Here is a 16,588-nt window from a genome sequence, read left to right on the forward strand (position 1 = left end):
TTCCATGAGAATTATTTAAGGAGGAGCTTGCGATGCATGGAAAAGATCCTTTTAGTGACTTCAGAGAATTCATCAATATTATGGAGTCTCGCGTGCAAGAGTTAGGTAAAGCGTATGGTGTTGAGCATTTAGCTGGTCCACAAGGGTTTGCCGTTAGGTACTTGTTTGAGAACCAAGATAAAGAGATATTTATCAAAGATATTGAGAAAAAACTATCTATTTCCAAGTCAGTGGCTAGTAATTTGGTCAAACGTATGGAGAAAAATGGTTTTGTTAAATTGGTGACATCTGACAAGGACAAACGCTACAAGTGTGTTCATCTGACAGACTTAGGCAAAAAGAAGGCTCAAGACGTCGGACATTTCCGAGAGGCTATCCATGGACAGTTATTAGATGGTATTTCGAAAGAAGATGCTGAAACAGCATTTCGAGTCTTTCACCAAATTCGTAAGAATTTAGAGAAAAATAAGGAGTAACTTATGTTTAAAATTTTTAAACGTTTGACGGCAAAAGAGTTAAGTATGATTGTCTTAGCTGTGATATTTGTTTGTTTGAACGTCTATCTAAACTTGAAAATTCCAGACTATATGTCTGACATTACAACCCTCTTATCAACCAAGGGGACTAAGGCGTCGGATATTTTTGCTTGGAATACGGATACCCCAGGGATGCGAATGCTTTTAATGTCTTTTGCGGGCTTTATGGCCTCTGTCGTGGTTAGTTTTCTAGCTGCCAGAACAGCAGCTAGTTTTACTACTCGTCTTCGTGATGATATCTTCCATCAGGTTTTAGATTTTTCGGATGCCGAGATTAAGAAATTCTCTATTCCTAGTCTTTTGACTCGTACGACAAACGATATTACACAATTACAGCTGGTACTGACCATGGGATTACAGGTTATTACACAGGGACCTATTATGGCAATCTGGGCTATTACAAAGATTGCTGATAAAAATGGGAATTGGCTTATTGCCTTGCTTGTGGCTGTGGCAGTAATTGCCATTCTTATGCTCTTCCTCTTGATTATGGTCATGCCTAAGCAACGTTTGATTCAGACTCTGACAGATAAACTCAATAGTGTGACGCGTGAATCTCTTACTGGGATTCGTGTGGTGCGTGCCTATAACGCCGAGAGTTATCAAGAGGATAAGTTTGAAAAGGCCAATACTGATCTAACCCAAAACAATCTTTTCATCGGTCGTTCTTTTGCCTTGCTGACACCGGTAATGACTGCTGTATCTAGTGGTTTGACGCTAGCTATTTATTGGATTGGTGCGCATCTGATTGAAGATGTTAAGATTCCAACCGATCCAACTAAGATTGCTAGTGCTATGGAAGACAAGGTTCATCTCTTCTCAGACATGGTGGTTTACTCATCTTATGCCATGCAGGTTGTTATGGGATTCATGATGATGATTGTTGTCTTCTTCCTTCTTCCACGAGCAGTTGTAGCAGCTGGACGTATCAATGAAGTTTTAGATACTCAATCTTCAGTTTCTTACCCTGAATATAGTTCTGAAAAGCCTAAAGAAGTCGGAACTGTTGAATTTGAAGACGTTTCCTTCCGTTATTCTGAAACTTCAGAGCCTGTTTTGGAGCATGTTAGCTTCAAAGCTAAAAAAGGAGATACGGTTGCTCTTATTGGTTCGACTGGATCTGGTAAATCAACTCTTGTCAACCTTATCCCACGTTTTTACGATGTAACGCAAGGAACTATCAAGGTCGATGGTGTAGATGTGAGATATTACGATCACGAAACCTTGCACAATATTGTTGGTTATATCCCACAAAAGGCAGTACTTTTCTCAGGGGACATCACGTCAAATATGACGATGGGAACCAGCAATAACACCCCTCTTGATGACGCTAAAATTTGGGAAGCTCTCGAATTGGCTCAAGGAAAAGACTTTGTTGAAAATAAAGAAGGTCAACTTAAGGCAGAAGTGGCTCAAGCTGGGTCTAACTTCTCAGGTGGTCAGAAACAACGTCTGGCTATTGCGCGTGCACTTGCCCGTAAGCCTGAAATCTTGATCTTTGACGATTCCTTCTCAGCTTTGGACTATAAGACCGATCGCAAATTGCGTCAAGAATTGGCTGAAAAAACACAAGATATGACCAAGTTGATTGTTGCGCAACGCATTTCTACTATTATGGATGCTGACCAAATTTTAGTTCTTGATAATGGTAAGGTCGTTGGTCAAGGAACCCACGAGGAACTCTTGGCTAACAATGAGGTTTACCAAGAAATTGCCTATTCACAATTGCCTAAGGAGGAGTTAGAAAATGGAAAATAAGTCAAAAACATCGTCCTATAAACGTTTAAAACCCTATATTAAAGGTTTCCAAGTTCCCTTTGTCCTTGCGATCGTTGGAGCCATTATTTCAGCTGTTATAACTGTTATTGGACCTGATAAATTAAAAGAAATCACCAATCTTATTACAGATGGGATTACGCCGACTAAGACGGGGGTTATTCCGGGCATTGATTTAGACAAGGTGGGCAGTATTGCTTTAACCTTGGCTGTTTTATATGCCATTTCAGCCATTGTTGGTTACTTGCAAAGTTTTACCGTTGCAACAATTACGCAACGATTTTCACAACGTTTCCGTACAGCAATCCAAAAGAAAATCAACACCGTACCTCTTAATTATTTTGATAGTCATTCTCAAGGAGACACACTCTCTCGTGTGACTAATGACGTTGACCTTTTGGGACAATCGCTTAGTCAGGGCCTGGGTACTCTAATTACTTCAAGCGTTCTCTTGGTAGCAGCCATTATTATGATGTTCTACTCAAATGTTACTATGGCTTTCACTGCGATTGGTTCTGTCTTGATAGGATTTGTTCTAGTAGCCTTTATCATGGGCTTCTCGCAACCACTTTTTAAACGTCAACAAGAAAATTTGGCTAACATTAATGGGTACATTGAAGAAATCTACACAGGTCAAGCAGTTGTAACGAGCTACAATGCATCTAAAGAAAGCAGTCAAGATTTCAAGGGGCTTAATGATAAGCTCTATAATTCTATGTGGCAATCTCAGTTTATCTCTGGTATTATGATGCCACTTATGTTTTTCATCGGGAACTTTGGTTACGTCATGGTCTGCTTGGTAGGTGCGGTTAAGGTAATTGACGGAAGCCTGACCATCGGTGATGTGGTAGCCTTCATGACCTATGTTCGTATCTTTTCACAACCTCTTTCTCAAATTGCACAAGGGATTACACAACTCCAATCAGCAACTGCAGCTATTGGTCGTATCTTTGAATTTTTGGAAGAAAAGGATATGGACGACGAGTCAGTCAAGACAGCAGAGTTGACAGATACCAAGGGTCAAGTAGTCTTTGACCATGTTTCCTTTGGTTTTACTCCTGAAAAGACTATCATTCATGATTTTTCAGCTCTTGCCAAGCCAGGACAAAAGATTGCTATTGTTGGTCCGACGGGTGCTGGTAAGACAACCATTGTTAACCTTCTTATGAAATTCTATAATATCGATCAAGGCCGTATCACTATTGATGGTGTGGATACGAACGACATGAAGCGTGAGACCGTCCATAATCAATTTTCTATGGTACTTCAAGACACTTGGCTCTTTGAAGGAACGATTCGGGATAATTTGATTTACAACCAAGAAAATATCTCTGACGAGCAAGTTATTGCTGCAGCCAAGGCCGTGGGTGTTCATCACTTCATCACTACACTTCCAAAAGGTTATGATACCTATTTGGATGATTCTGTTACTTTATCAGTTGGTCAGAAACAACTTTTGACCATTGCGCGTGCACTTATTAAGGATTCCCCTCTTCTTATCTTGGACGAGGCAACATCATCAGTTGACACACGAACAGAAGAATTGATTCAGAAGGCTATGGACAAGCTTATGGAGGGTCGTACATCCTTTGTCATTGCCCACCGCTTATCAACCATTCGAAATGCGGACCTCATCCTTGTGATGAAAGATGGTAACATTATTGAACAGGGAAATCATGATGAGCTCATGGCAGCAGATGGATTCTATGCTGATCTTTATAATAGTCAGTTTACGAAAGAAGTGGCCTAGGATATTCTTATAAAATTATAAGATTTAACAAAATTCCATAAAACGTATGATTGTAAGTCATGCGTTTTATGTTATACTGAGAAAAAAACAGACAGATTATGAGATAAGATGCAATATTGCAAAGCAAGACAAGATGAAGTTTAAAAAGTGACATGAGTGTGCGCAGATGCTTTTGAAGATTATCCCTTCCTTTCGATGAATGCTAGTAATTTAAAGAATCCTGAACAGTATGATGAGTTTGTCTTAGCTTTGCAGAAAATATTGATCCGTTTTGCTATAAAAATGGACTCTTGTTTGGTGGCTGAAGAGGATGGTCACATTGTTGCAGCATCTATTTTACAGCATCAGACGGTATCTATGCTTAACAATCTTCAAAATGGGGCGATCAAGCTTTTCCGTTTTATAAGCATTATTAGATTGTTCAAGTATTTTAACTTCGTTGAAGAGTCTGAAAGAAATCTAGAAGATTCTGCAGAGTACGACTGGTACCTGATGATGTTGTCAGTGACTCCGGATTATCAAAGAGAAGGGATAGGGAGTCGCTTCTCGCTTGAACCCTTTTACGTAGTACAGGAGGTTACAGTTTTGGCTTGATTACCAACCGAGACTATAATGTGCCTTTCTACGAGAAGAATAACTACAAGAAATGCGGTTATAAGGTCTTGACTTACGCGAAACACAAATTGGGCAACTGACCTTTTGTCAAATCTCTTGATGAATAGTTAAGTGGGAATTAAGGTGAGATAGGAATGATGAAGCTAGCTTCGGCTGTTTTTTTCTTATTCTTTAAGAGTCTCTCGAAGCCGGCTTATTGCTTATTTTTAAACCTATTTATGCTATAATTAAGAAATGATATTAGAGGAGTTTTATATGTCAACTCCAAGTATTTATGGGAAATATGCTCTGCATCTCCCAAAAATTTTACAAGAAATAACAGACCCAATTATTGCGGCTAATATTGCTAGCAAAAAAGAAACAGGCTTTAAACTCTATGAACATTTCATTTCTAGAATTAAGGAAAGTGATTCTATGCGTGAAAAGTGTCGTAGGAAAAATTTGCCTGAGACTAAGTCAGTCTGCTCTCAAGGAAATCCGGGATAGTATTGGTATCCGAATTGTTTATGGTTTTGTGGACTATGTTTACAAGATTATCAATGTCATCAAGGTTATTCCAGGAGTCTCTATCTAAAACGAGAAGGATTATATTCTAAATGCCAAGCCAAATGGCTATCGCTCTTACCACCTCATTTTGCAAATGGAGACGGATTTTCCAGATGTTCTAGGCAATGATAAAGGGACCTATTTTATTGAGGTTCTGCTTCGGACCATTGCTCAGGATTCCTGGGCCAGTTTGGAACATCAGATGAAGTATAAACATGACATTAAGAATCCAGAAATGATTACCCGTGAGCTTAAGCGCTGTGCAGATGAATTAGCTTCATAAGATCTGACCATGCAAACTATTCGTAACTTAATTCAAGAAGGTGGTGACTAGAATGGCTCTGAAAATTTTATTGGCCCAGGACGAGGAAGCCTTATTTTGAGTTTACAAGGCGGATCTTGAGCATCAAGGTTTTGAGGTTGATCAGGCGTTTAAAGGTCAAGAGGCAGTCGAGTTAGCTACATAGAATGCCTATCAAGTAATGATTATGGATATTATGATGCCTATCAAAATAGGTATTGAGACCCTGAAAGAGATTCGCTCTTCTGGGGATACTACTCATGTCATTATGTTGACGGCCATGGCTGAAGTTGGTGATCCTGTGACAGGACTTGATGCTGGGGCAGATGATTACTTGACCAAGCCAATTTCCCTAAAGGAACTTCTGGCTCGTCTGCGGTCCTTAGAGCGTCATGTTAGTGAAACCTTTACTGCCAAAATTTTGAGACTCTTTGTTCTGTTCGCTTGGGCCAAGAGGAATAAGAGTTGGTAGCTAGCAACGCCATTAGACTTCCAAGTATAGAGACAAGTTAATGGCCCACTTCATGATTAACCCTACTAAGAAATTAACCACTAAACACCTTTTTAGAACTATCTGGGATGATGAGGAAGATATGGACGAGTCAATTGTCTGGGTCTGTATTTCCTATCTGCGCCAGAAATTGCAAGCCATTCAAGCGGATATCAGTATTCTTGGTGAAAAGGGTGGCGACTTCTGTCTTCTGCAAGATTAGAAAGGAGTAGCCATGTTTAGACGTTTACAATTTCAGTTTATAACGATTACTTCTTTGGCTATCCTCTTTATTTTGATCTTTACGGTGGAAATCATCAACACTGTGAGGTCTTTTTCAGACGGAGCAGGAAATTACTAAGGTCCTCAACACACTCACAGAGAATAATGGAGGCTTCGGAAAAACCATAAAAATTGAGATCAATCAAGGAGATGAGATTCCTTCGGACAGTTTTCGATTTTTCAGCGTTATTTTATCGGGTGATATGGTTGTTAGTAAGGATACCAGTCCTATGTTCCTAAAAAACGACGATGAAGTGGCTACATATGCCCTGACAGTTAGACGTTTGACCGATAATCTTGGAACGATTAGAGAAAAAATATTAATCTTAGCTATCAAGTTAGTAAGGTCAGTGAAAATAAGGTTTTGGTAGTCTTTTTGGACACGACCTCTTATTATAATTCTTCCCAAGCCTTGTTCAATCTTTCTATTCTTTTTTCACTGTTTGCTTTTATCTTTTTTATCTTTTTTGTCATCATTGTCAGTTCTTTGTCAGGAATCGTCATTCGCCCCTTCATTCGAAATTACGAAAAGCAGCGACGTTTTATCATCAATGCTGGTCATGAATTAAAGACACCGTTAGCTATTATTTCTGCTAATATGGAGCTACAGGAACTCATGACAGGGGAGAATGAATGGACCAAGTCAACTAATGAACAAGTGGCACGTTTGACTAATCTAATCAATTCTCTTGTGGCTTTATCTCGTCTGGAGGAGCAGCCGGACATTGTTCTTCAAGGTATGAATTTTTCCTATATTACAGAGGATGCAGCCGAGGACTTTAAGGGACCTGTCGTCCGAGATGGCAAATCCTTCGTTATGGATATCACTCCAGATATCCATGTAAAAGCCGAGGAAAAGTCTCTCTTTGAACTTGTAACTCTCCTAGTGGAAAATGCTAACAAATATTGTGATCCTGAAGGAACGGTTACGGTAAGACTTCATCAGATTGGAAGAACGTGTAAAAGGGCTCATTTAGAAGTGTCAAGTACCTATAAAGAAGGCAAGGAAGTTGATTATGGTAAGTTTTTTGAGCGCTTTTATCGTATTGATGAGTCCTATAATAACAAAGAGCACAGTGGTTTCGGCATAGGTCTATCCATGGCGCAAAGCATGGTCAAATTATTTAAGGGGCGAATCTTTGCCTCCTATAAAAATGACACCATCACCTTTACGGTCATATTGTAAACATATTTTTTTAAATATTTGACTAGGTGAAAATCCTAATTTATGATAAAATGGTAAGGATGAAGATTTAGTGTTTGCTTTGCAAAAAGAAACCATTTTCTTATCCTAATCGTCAAAAGGAGAAGGTCAAATGACTTCCTTTGCAACCTTTAAAATGATGGCAACTGATGGATTAGAAATGATAAATCTCAGCTAAGAATCAAATCAGAAATATAATAGTTAATAGGGAGAAATCATGGCAGAACCAAAATACAAACGTGTCCTCATTAAACTTTCAGGTGAAGCTCTAGCTGGTGAAAAAGGTGTTGGGATCGATCTTCCAACCGTCCAAGCTATGGCTAAAGAAATTGCTGAGGTAGCGGACTCAGGTATTCAAATTGCTCTAGTTATCGGTGGTGGTAACCTCTGGCGTGGAGAACCCGCAGCTGAAGCAGGAATGGATCGTGTTCAAGCTGACTATACTGGAATGCTTGGGACAATTATGAATGCTCTTGTTATGGCTGACAGTTTGAAACAATTGGGTGTCGATACACGTGTTCAAACAGCGATTGATATGAAATCTGTGGCTGAGCCTTATATTCGTGGCCGTGCCCTTCGTCACTTTGAAAAAGGGCGTATCGTTATTTTTGCCGCAGGTATTGGTTCACCATACTTTTCAACAGATACAACGGCAGCACTTCGTGCCGCTGAAATCGAATCCGATGCCATCCTTATGGCTAAAAATGGTGTCGATGGTATCTACAATGATGACCCCCGTAAAAACGCTGATGCTGTCAAATTTGACGAATTGACACATGTAGAAGTTATCAAGCGTGGTTTGAAAATTATGGATGCCACAGCTTCTACCCTTTCAATGGACAATGACATTGATCTTGTTGTCTTTAATATGAACGAACCTGGAAATATCAAACGTGTTATTTTTGGTGAACAAATTGGGACAACTGTATCTAACAAAGCAGAATTACGTAAATAAGAAAGAGAGAACTCATGACAAACGCAATTATTGAAAAAGCAAAAGAACGTTTTGCCCACACACACGAGTCATTGGCCCGTGAATTCGGAGCTATCCGTGCAGGTCGTGCCAATGCATCACTTCTTGACCGCATCACTGTGGAATACTATGGTGCTCCAACACCGCTTAACCAATTGGCTTCAATCACTGTTCCTGAAGCACGTGTTCTTTTGATTTCACCATTTGATAAAGGATCAATCGCTGATATCGAACGTGCCATCAATGAATCTGACCTTGGTATCAACCCAGCTAACGATGGCTCTGTAATCCGCTTGGTTATCCCAGCACTTACAGAAGAAACTCGGAAAGAGTTAGCCAAAGAAGTGAAAAAAGTCGGTGAAAATGCTAAAATCGCTATCCGTAACATCCGTCGTGATGCTATGGATGAAGCTAAAAAGCAAGAAAAAGAAAAAGAAATTACAGAAGATCAATTGAAAACTTTGGAAAAAGATATCCAAAAAGTAACTGATGATGCTGTTAATAAGATTGACAGCATGATAGCAGAGAAGGAAAAAGAACTCCTTACTGTTTAATCAATAGAAAATAAGGAGAATGGGACAGAAAGCAAAAGAGCATGGACTATGTTAGCTTCCTTGTCCGACTCTCTTTTTAGAGGAAAAAAGATGAATACACTACTTGGAACCATCATTACTGCTCTAGTAACTGATGAAAATGACCACTTTTACTTTGTTCAAAAGGATGGTGTGACCTTTGCTTTGGCTAAAGATGAGGGAGAACACGCCATTGGTGACATGGTGAAAGGTTTTGCCTATACAGATAGTAAGCAAAAATTACGTTTGACTCAAAAGGAAATCAAGGCAACTCGAGAATCTTACGATTGGGGAGAGGTCACTGATGTCCGAAAAGATTTAGGTGTCTTTGTAGACGTGGGAATTCCAAATAAGGAAATCGTTGTCTCTCTTGATGTTTTGCCTGAACTCAAAGAGCTCTGGCCCAAGAAGGGGGACAAACTCTATATAAAACTAGGTGTGGATAAAAAAGATCGTATTTGGGGGCTTCCTGCTGAACCTGAGGTCTTTCAACGCATAGCTGGCCCTGCTTACGATAATATGCAAAATCAAAAATGGCCAGCCATTGTCTACCGTCTTAAACTGTCAGGAACCTTTGTCTATCTGCCAGAGAATAACATGCTTGGCTTCATCCATCCATCAGAACGTTATGCTGAGCCTCGCTTGGGTCAAGTCCTTGAAGCGCGTGTGATTGGATTTAGAGAAGTTGACCGCACCCTTAACCTTTCTCTTAAACCACGTTCTTTTGAAATGCTCGAGAATGATGCACAGATGATTTTGACCTATTTAGAGAGTAACGGTGGCTTTATGGCACTTAATGATAAATCGTCACCAGCAGATATCAAGGCGACCTTTGGTATTTCTAAGGGACAATTCAAAAAAGCCTTGGGTGGTCTGATGAAGGCTAAAAAAGTCAAACAAGATCAGTTTGGAACAGAATTAATCGGTTAGGAGAAGGTATGAGAAAATCCTTTTATACTTGGCTGATGGCTCAACGTAATCCAAAATCAAATGAACCGGTATCTATTTTAGCCGATTTGGCTTTTGAAGATTCAACCTTTCCTAAGCATACCGATGATTTTGAAGAAGTTAGTCGTTACTTGGAAGATCATGCTAGTTTCTCTTTCAATCTAGGTCAATTTGACCAGATTTGGGAAGACTATCTAGCACATTGATAGGGATAGGGCTTTACCATAGGTGTAACTGTTTTTTACAATTTTTTATTAAGTGGTTAGCATTTGAATTGAAATAAATTGTTACATTTTTTTTACAAATATCTCAGATGTTTTTCAATAAATCAGGGTTGTTACAACTAGTTAGTAATTGCTTTAAAGAGCAGTAAGTCACAATTTTTTTGATGGAAAGTGTGGTATTATTGTAGATATTAAAATCATTAAAGAAGGAATGAATTATACATGTTATCAAAATCTAAAACTACAAAGGCACTTCTTTACTCGACTGCAGCACTTTCGCTTTTTGCTGCTAGCCACGTACATGCCGATGAAACTTCTCACTGGACAGCACGTTCAGTAGATCAAATCAAGGCAGATATCTCTGTAAATGATAATCAACAAACTTACACTGTTCAATATGGTGATACTTTAGGTAGTATTGTTGAAGCGATGGGAATCGATATGAATGTTTTAGCTAATATCAAAGAAATTACAAACATTGACTTGATTTTCCCTGGAACAGTTTTGACAACAACATACAACGCCGATAATCAAGCAGTATCAGTTAAAGTTAAAACACCATCTTCAGAAACTTCTGACACACCTGTAGTAGCAGAATCTAACTTGACAACTAACGAAGTGACTGTAAATGGTCAATCTGTAGTAGCATCTGATTTGTCAGCTCTAGTTGAAACTGTTAGCTTGACAGCTACTCAAGCACCTGCTAAAGAAGAATCAACACAAGTTGTTTCAGAAGTAACAGAGGCTATCGCATCAGCATCAGATGCTCCAGCTTACGCAGATACTGAACAACCAGTTGCAGACGCTATTGATCATGTTACTTCATCAGCTGAAGAAACACTTGCAGAAGAGGAAGCTCCAGCAACTGAAACATCTGCACAAGCTGAAACAACTGAAGTAGCAGCACACCCAGCAGCAACATCAGAAGCTGCATCAGAGGCACCAGAGAGTTCAGAAGATGCACAGGATCCGGTTTCATCAGAAACATCAGAAGCACAACCAGAATCAGCTGCACCTGCTTTTTCAGAAGTACCAGCAGAACAACTAGCAGCAGCATCAGAAGCACCAGCAGAACAACTAGCAGCTGCATCAGAGGCACCAGCAGCATCAGAAGCTCCAGCAGAACAACTAGCAGCTGCATCAGAGGCACCAGAGAGCTCAGAAGCTCCAGCAGAACAACTAGCAGCTGCATCAGAGGCACCAGAGAGCTCAGAAGCTCCAGCAGAACAACCAGCAGCAACATCAGAAGCTGCATCAACTCCTAATACATATCCAGTTGGACAATGTACTTGGGGTGCGAAATCATTGGCTCCATGGGCTGGTAATAATTGGGGTAATGCTAAAGACTGGATTGCTAGTGCGAAAGCAGCTGGTCACTCAGTAGGTACAACTCCAGTAGCTGGTGCGATTGCGGTATGGCCATATGATGGTGGTGGTTATGGTCACGTAGCTTATGTTACATCAGCATCAGGTGCAAATTCAATTCAAGTTATGGAATCGAACTATGCTGGTAACATGTTAATCGGTAACTACCGTGGTACATTTGATCCAACATCATCAGCGCATGGTGGTTCTGTATTTTATATTTATCCATAATGAGTACAACAAAAGCGATTCGGATATTCTCGAATCGCTTTTATTTTATATAAATAATATATTCATCCTGAGAAAATAATGGTGTTTGAAAAAAATTCTAGACTAAGGGGAAGTAAAGTATTTTTATCCTTGTTAAGTTCATGTGACACCATTTATTTGGCGTTGAAAATCAACTTAAAAAAGGTAGAATGGTCTAGTAGATATTTTGGAGGAAATCATGTCTTATACGAATTTAAAGTTATTTGCTTTGTCGTCTAACCAAGAATTAGCAGCAACATCAGAAGCTGCATCAGAGGCACCAGCAACATCAGAAGCGCAAGCAAAATAACCAGCAGTGACATCAGAAGTGGCTTTAGAAGCCCCAGCAACTTCAGAGACACCAGCAACACAACCTGCATCAACAAATACACTTCCAACGGATCCAAATCTTCAACCACAGGCTGAAGCTTTCCGTCAAGATGTAGCAGCAAAATTTGGTCTTACTAATATCGGTGGTTCCGTGAAGGTGACCCACAAGATCATGGTAAAGGACTTGCCGTTGACGTTATGGTACCAGTTGGTTCAGAAGTTGGTAATCAAGTCGCTCAATATGCTGTAGACAATATCGCAAATGCAGGTATCTCATATGTCATCTACAGACGACATTTCTACGCACCAGTAGATAATATCTACGGACCAACCAATACTTGGAACCAAATGCCTGATTGTGGTAGCATTACTGAAAACCACTATGACCACTTTCACGTATCATTCAATGCATAATTAAGAATTACAAAAAGTCACGCCTGGCGTGATTTTTTTGATATAATGGATAAAAATACTTAAGAAAGAGGAACTCTATTTGCAAGAGTATTCTGTTGAAATTACCCTAAATCACCCAGATGATGTCTTATCGCTTTTTGGAACCAATGAGCGTCATTTAAAACTCATTGAAGAAAACCTAAATGTTATCATACATGCTCGAACAGAGCGTGTGCAAATCCTTGGGGATGACGAAGAAAGTGTCGAATTGGCCCGCTTGACCATTCAAGCTCTCCTTGTTTTAGTGGAACGAGGAATGCTAGTTAACACTTCAGATGTTGTCGCGGCCTTAACCATGGCTCAAGATGGTTCGATTGACAAGTTTGTCGCTTTATATGAAGAAGAGATTATCAAGGACAACAGTGGTAAGCCTATTCGAGTGAAGACCTTGGGGCAAAAGGTTTATGTTGATAGCATTAAAAGCCATGATGTGGTCTTTGGGATTGGTCCAGCTGGTACAGGTAAAACCTTTTTAGCGGTCACTCTTGCAGTCACAGCTCTTAAACGTGGTCAGGTTAAACGTATTGTTCTAACACGTCCGGCGGTTGAGGCAGGTGAAAGTCTTGGCTTTTTGCCTGGCGATCTCAAGGAAAAGGTAGATCCTTACCTTCGTCCCGTCTATGATGCCCTTTATCAAATTCTTGGCAAAGAGCAGACGACTCGCCTCATGGAACGTGAAATTATCGAGATTGCCCCTCTTGCTTATATGCGTGGTCGTACCCTCGAAGATGCCTTTATTATCCTTGATGAAGCGCAAAATACAACCATTATGCAAATGAAGATGTTCCTGACCCGTCTTGGTTTTAATTCTAAGATGATTATCAATGGAGATATGAGCCAGATTGACCTTCCACGTCGTGTAAAGTCAGGTCTTATTGATGCTATGGAAAAACTAAAAGGAATCAAGGCTATTGATTTTGTCCATTTCTCTGCTAGTGATGTCGTACGTCACCCAGTTGTTGCCGATATCATTAATGCTTATGAAAAAGATGCACCTAAGTTTAATCTTGAGGAAAAATCAGAGGGATCAGACCAGGCTGAAGAAGTAGCATCAGGATTGACCGAATACCCAGTCATTGGTGCTGAGGATGTTAAAAAGTAAATAGATGAAAAGAGGTTTGAGAGTAAGTGTTCTCTACCTCTTTTGCTTTTATAGTCAAGTAACAGATTTTCTCTCTATTTTGTTAAAATAGTACTAAAGAATAGGCTAATTTAGAGGAATGAAGTATGACTAAAACCCAAAATGGAAGGTTGCTATTATTTTGGTTCTTGGTCTTATGGTGATAGTCTTAATAGCTATTAGAGGTGGAAGGTTTTGGAAGTATCAAGAGAACCATATTATAGATGGCACCTATCAGATGTTAAAATAGGAAGATACTTCGACATATTCAGATGAGTTGGTAAATTGGACTAAGCGGGGTAGAAAATAATGATACCTTACATAAAGAGTTTATAGTTGTTGAGAATATGAAATCTCAATTTTATTCTCTTTCTTATGGGGATGGGTAACCTTTTGTTTCACTAAAAGAATCTTGAAAAAAAGACTTATGAGAAAAGACCTAACGGATTCGTAATAAATGTTTATGATATGGATGTCAATATTTCTTCTTGAAGAGTTTTTGAGCGTTTGGATTCGAATGAAGCTGATGACCTTCATTTGGGTTATGAAAATGCATATAAATTTGTACTAGAGTATAGATTTGATTGGCGAACTGAAAGTGATTATCTCATCTGGCGTTGATAAGTAAACTGACCTAGTAGTTCTTTACTGTGTAGAATCATTGTCTAAAAAATTATAAAAAAAACTTACAGTCTATATGATAATTGTCAAATACTATTTGGTCATTTATTTTAGTACAATAAAACAGTAGACCAATAAAAAAGGAGATTATTATAAACCAGCAAGAGTGGATTGATTACTTTGAATTAGTCAACGGTCGTAAACCAACTCCGGCAGAGTTATATCAAGTTCAAGCAACAGACGAGTTTATACTTGAACGACCTAACATTTTAAGCTCAAATGGACAAGTGAGGGAACAAAGGCCGACTAAGCCAGCTGAATCTGTGATTGCTATGACACAACAGCCTCAGTTTGCCAAAACAGCAGCAACTTTCCAACAAGTAGTGTCCCCTAAAAGAGCTATGTTTAAGAAAACTAAGATTATTTTGGTATCAGTCTTAGGATCCTTGACAGCGATTTTACTTATCGTTGATGGTTACTCAATATGGCGTTACTAATCAGGTAAGATTGCGGATGGAACATACGAGGTAGTAGCCTATTCTTAACGTAATGATGATAAAGATAAGATGGTAGACGCTTTTGATGATGTTTACTTTTACTCTTTTGTAGAAGTTAAAAATAATAATTCTAGATACTATACTTATCTTGAAGACAATAAATCATCTTACGTTAGCTTGTTAGAGTATGAAAGTGATATCCCTCAGAAGTTTGATCCATGGAACAAGACTCAGACAGAGGTTTTAACGGTTGAAGAGTTTGAATCTACTACCAAAGATTTCGTGAAGAAACTGTCTAAGGATTATTCATTCTACACTAAAGATGCTGCTAAAGAAGCTGTTGAAGAATCTGTAAAATCATATAAGAAATCTCTAAAAGAAAAACGTACTTACGTCAAAACAGGAAACGAGTATACTCTGTCTATTTATGACAAGGATGGAGAACTTCAATCACGTGTTATTTATAAACGTATGAGTAAGTGAGACGCTGAGGAGCGCTGGGATGACTATAAGGATGCCATCAAAGATTATAAGAAAGATTTGAAAAAATATAGTGATCAATATGATAACTACAAGGATCACTTTGATTATGGTTATGGCAGTGATTCTGAATCAGGCTCTAACGATAGCGATAGTAGCAAAAAAAGGAATTGATAAAATCTAATCAGTTAATTTCATAAATAAGTAAAGTGGTATTAGAAAGAGACTTGAGTTTCTAATCTGGTATTGCTTTTCTTTGTATGAAAATAGTCAAATAGCTTAAAAGTCTCTTTTCTTGTAGAATGGAAAGATCAATAAAAAGGGGACTTTTATGAACAAAAAATGAGTGGTTAGATTATTTCAAAACAATCAATAATCGCAAACTAACCGAAAAAGAAATTCAACAAGCTAAAGCGAACGGCGAATTTATAGCCTCAGAGCCTGTGTCAGAGAATAGTCAGCCACAAGTTCATGTGAGTGAGCCAGTAACTGAACAAGTGACACCAGTTGTGGCATCTAAAAAAGGCTTATCTAAGAAAGTTACAATCGTTATTGCTTCTGTTATTGGAGCAGATGTAATAATTTCACTTTCTTTTGGTGGTTATGCTTATACCTACCTAGAGGGAGGTGAAATCTTAGAAGAAAATTATCGATATTATGATAAGGACAAAAAAAGATGATTGATGGTATGAAATTCTATGAGAAAAGTAAGTTAAAAGACGGTGATTTTGTTAAAGTTAAAGGCAATCAGTTGAAATTTTATGAATATACCTTGGCTGGTGAGGTTAACTTGGATTGTGATACTGAAAAAGCTTTCCGTTTTGACAACTGGTCTATAACGCTCGAACTAACAATATCTTTGGTCGATTATACAAAAGTCGTTGAGAAAGCTGTAGATAATCATTATAAGGTGGACGAACATACCACTAAATCTGATATCGACGATAGTAAAAAGTTTATATTAAGTCTTATAAGGAATTTCATAAAGAGACAGTTCACTATAAGGTTAATAGCGATAAAATCAATGTCCTTACCTATGATAAAAAAGGCAAACTTTCAGAAGAAAAAATCTTTAAACGTCTAACAAAAGAAGAGAAAAAACTGGATTACGACTATGAGCGTGATGTTAGGGACGATAAAAAATTCTTTCATTCCTAGGTGAATATTAAAAGAGCAAAAATCAGCTAGTCTGGTTTTTTTAGTGTCCAAAACGTGCTATAATAAGATGTTATATCATCAGTGTTAGCCCATTTGTT

The 16,588-nt window shown here is 38.7% G+C and carries 14 protein-coding genes and 4 pseudogenes; all 18 read left to right on the plus strand.

What is annotated here, in order from left to right; translation table 11 throughout:
• The first annotated feature begins 32 nt into the window (after window positions 1-32).
• The 18 genes and pseudogenes from NSQ85_RS08175 (at window position 33) to NSQ85_RS08260 (ending at window position 16,416) form a co-directional block, all read left to right on the plus strand.
• Window positions 33-476: a MarR family winged helix-turn-helix transcriptional regulator gene (locus NSQ85_RS08175; protein WP_340781653.1), complete on the plus strand. Its 444-nt coding sequence runs from the start codon at window positions 33-35 to the stop codon at window positions 474-476.
• Window positions 477-479: 3 nt separating this feature from the next.
• A complete protein-coding gene (locus NSQ85_RS08180; RefSeq protein ID WP_340781656.1) occupies window positions 480-2,294 on the plus strand; it encodes an ABC transporter ATP-binding protein in 1,815 nt (604 codons plus the stop codon).
• Window positions 2,284-4,062, plus strand: coding sequence for an ABC transporter ATP-binding protein (locus tag NSQ85_RS08185; protein WP_179974288.1), 1,779 nt, complete (start codon window positions 2,284-2,286; stop codon window positions 4,060-4,062). The genes NSQ85_RS08180 and NSQ85_RS08185 overlap by 11 nt, the downstream gene beginning before the upstream one ends.
• A gap of 156 nt (window positions 4,063-4,218) precedes the next feature.
• Window positions 4,219-4,656, plus strand: a complete 438-nt coding sequence (locus tag NSQ85_RS08190; RefSeq protein ID WP_232086205.1) for a GNAT family acetyltransferase — start codon at window positions 4,219-4,221, stop codon at window positions 4,654-4,656.
• Between the two features lie 276 nt (window positions 4,657-4,932).
• Window positions 4,933-5,506: pseudogene (locus tag NSQ85_RS08195) on the plus strand (GTP pyrophosphokinase).
• Between the two features lie 52 nt (window positions 5,507-5,558).
• A pseudogene (locus NSQ85_RS08200) lies at window positions 5,559-6,237 on the plus strand (response regulator transcription factor).
• Window positions 6,238-6,249: 12 nt separating this feature from the next.
• A pseudogene (locus NSQ85_RS08205) lies at window positions 6,250-7,482 on the plus strand (sensor histidine kinase).
• A gap of 235 nt (window positions 7,483-7,717) precedes the next feature.
• Window positions 7,718-8,455: a UMP kinase gene (gene pyrH / locus NSQ85_RS08210; RefSeq protein ID WP_179972689.1), complete on the plus strand. Its 738-nt coding sequence runs from the start codon at window positions 7,718-7,720 to the stop codon at window positions 8,453-8,455.
• 14 nt (window positions 8,456-8,469) lie between these two features.
• Window positions 8,470-9,027, plus strand: coding sequence for a ribosome recycling factor (gene frr, locus NSQ85_RS08215; protein ID WP_024704207.1), 558 nt, complete (start codon window positions 8,470-8,472; stop codon window positions 9,025-9,027).
• 90 nt (window positions 9,028-9,117) lie between these two features.
• A complete protein-coding gene (gene cvfB, locus NSQ85_RS08220; protein WP_340781658.1) occupies window positions 9,118-9,975 on the plus strand; it encodes an RNA-binding virulence regulatory protein CvfB in 858 nt (285 codons plus the stop codon).
• Window positions 9,976-9,983: 8 nt separating this feature from the next.
• The gene (locus tag NSQ85_RS08225) at window positions 9,984-10,199 is read left to right on the plus strand and encodes a YozE family protein (RefSeq protein WP_024704209.1); all 216 of its coding nucleotides are present in this window, start codon (window positions 9,984-9,986) and stop codon (window positions 10,197-10,199) included.
• 240 nt (window positions 10,200-10,439) lie between these two features.
• On the plus strand, window positions 10,440-11,813 hold the full coding sequence (locus NSQ85_RS08230) for a CHAP domain-containing protein (protein ID WP_340781659.1): 1,374 nt from the start codon (window positions 10,440-10,442) through the stop codon (window positions 11,811-11,813).
• 262 nt (window positions 11,814-12,075) lie between these two features.
• Window positions 12,076-12,575, plus strand: a pseudogene (locus NSQ85_RS08235) (hypothetical protein); the annotation flags it as partial.
• Window positions 12,576-12,654: 79 nt separating this feature from the next.
• Entirely contained in the window at window positions 12,655-13,716 is a 1,062-nt protein-coding gene (locus NSQ85_RS08240) for a PhoH family protein (RefSeq protein WP_100262384.1), read from the plus strand.
• Window positions 13,717-14,642: 926 nt separating this feature from the next.
• Window positions 14,643-14,852 (plus strand): hypothetical protein, encoded by a 210-nt coding sequence (locus tag NSQ85_RS08245; protein WP_340781660.1) that lies wholly within the window; start codon window positions 14,643-14,645, stop codon window positions 14,850-14,852.
• A gap of 69 nt (window positions 14,853-14,921) precedes the next feature.
• Window positions 14,922-15,335 (plus strand): hypothetical protein, encoded by a 414-nt coding sequence (locus NSQ85_RS08250; protein ID WP_084828536.1) that lies wholly within the window; start codon window positions 14,922-14,924, stop codon window positions 15,333-15,335.
• Between the two features lie 470 nt (window positions 15,336-15,805).
• A complete protein-coding gene (locus tag NSQ85_RS08255; RefSeq protein WP_232085841.1) occupies window positions 15,806-16,012 on the plus strand; it encodes a hypothetical protein in 207 nt (68 codons plus the stop codon).
• A complete protein-coding gene (locus NSQ85_RS08260) occupies window positions 16,009-16,416 on the plus strand; it encodes a hypothetical protein (protein WP_231910734.1) in 408 nt (135 codons plus the stop codon). Before NSQ85_RS08255 ends, NSQ85_RS08260 begins: the two co-directional genes overlap by 4 nt.
• Window positions 16,417-16,588 lie beyond the last annotated feature (172 nt).

Source organism: Streptococcus sp. FSL L8-0526 (assembly GCF_038007145.1).
GTDB lineage: Bacteria > Bacillota > Bacilli > Lactobacillales > Streptococcaceae > Streptococcus > Streptococcus thermophilus.

Excerpts from the sequence above, each read along its gene's own strand:
- NSQ85_RS08175 (WP_340781653.1), top strand. The coding sequence starts at position 33 with ATGCATGGAAAAGATCCTTTTAGTGACTTCAGAGAATTCATCAATATT.
- NSQ85_RS08180 (WP_340781656.1), top strand. The coding sequence starts at position 480 with ATGTTTAAAATTTTTAAACGTTTGACGGCAAAAGAGTTAAGTATGATT.
- NSQ85_RS08185 (WP_179974288.1), top strand. The coding sequence starts at position 2,284 with ATGGAAAATAAGTCAAAAACATCGTCCTATAAACGTTTAAAACCCTAT.
- pyrH (WP_179972689.1), top strand. The coding sequence starts at position 7,718 with ATGGCAGAACCAAAATACAAACGTGTCCTCATTAAACTTTCAGGTGAA.
- frr (WP_024704207.1), top strand. The coding sequence starts at position 8,470 with ATGACAAACGCAATTATTGAAAAAGCAAAAGAACGTTTTGCCCACACA.
- cvfB (WP_340781658.1), top strand. The coding sequence starts at position 9,118 with ATGAATACACTACTTGGAACCATCATTACTGCTCTAGTAACTGATGAA.
- NSQ85_RS08225 (WP_024704209.1), top strand. The coding sequence starts at position 9,984 with ATGAGAAAATCCTTTTATACTTGGCTGATGGCTCAACGTAATCCAAAA.
- NSQ85_RS08230 (WP_340781659.1), top strand. The coding sequence starts at position 10,440 with ATGTTATCAAAATCTAAAACTACAAAGGCACTTCTTTACTCGACTGCA.
- NSQ85_RS08250 (WP_084828536.1), top strand. The coding sequence starts at position 14,922 with ATGGTAGACGCTTTTGATGATGTTTACTTTTACTCTTTTGTAGAAGTT.
- NSQ85_RS08260 (WP_231910734.1), top strand. The coding sequence starts at position 16,009 with ATGATTGATGGTATGAAATTCTATGAGAAAAGTAAGTTAAAAGACGGT.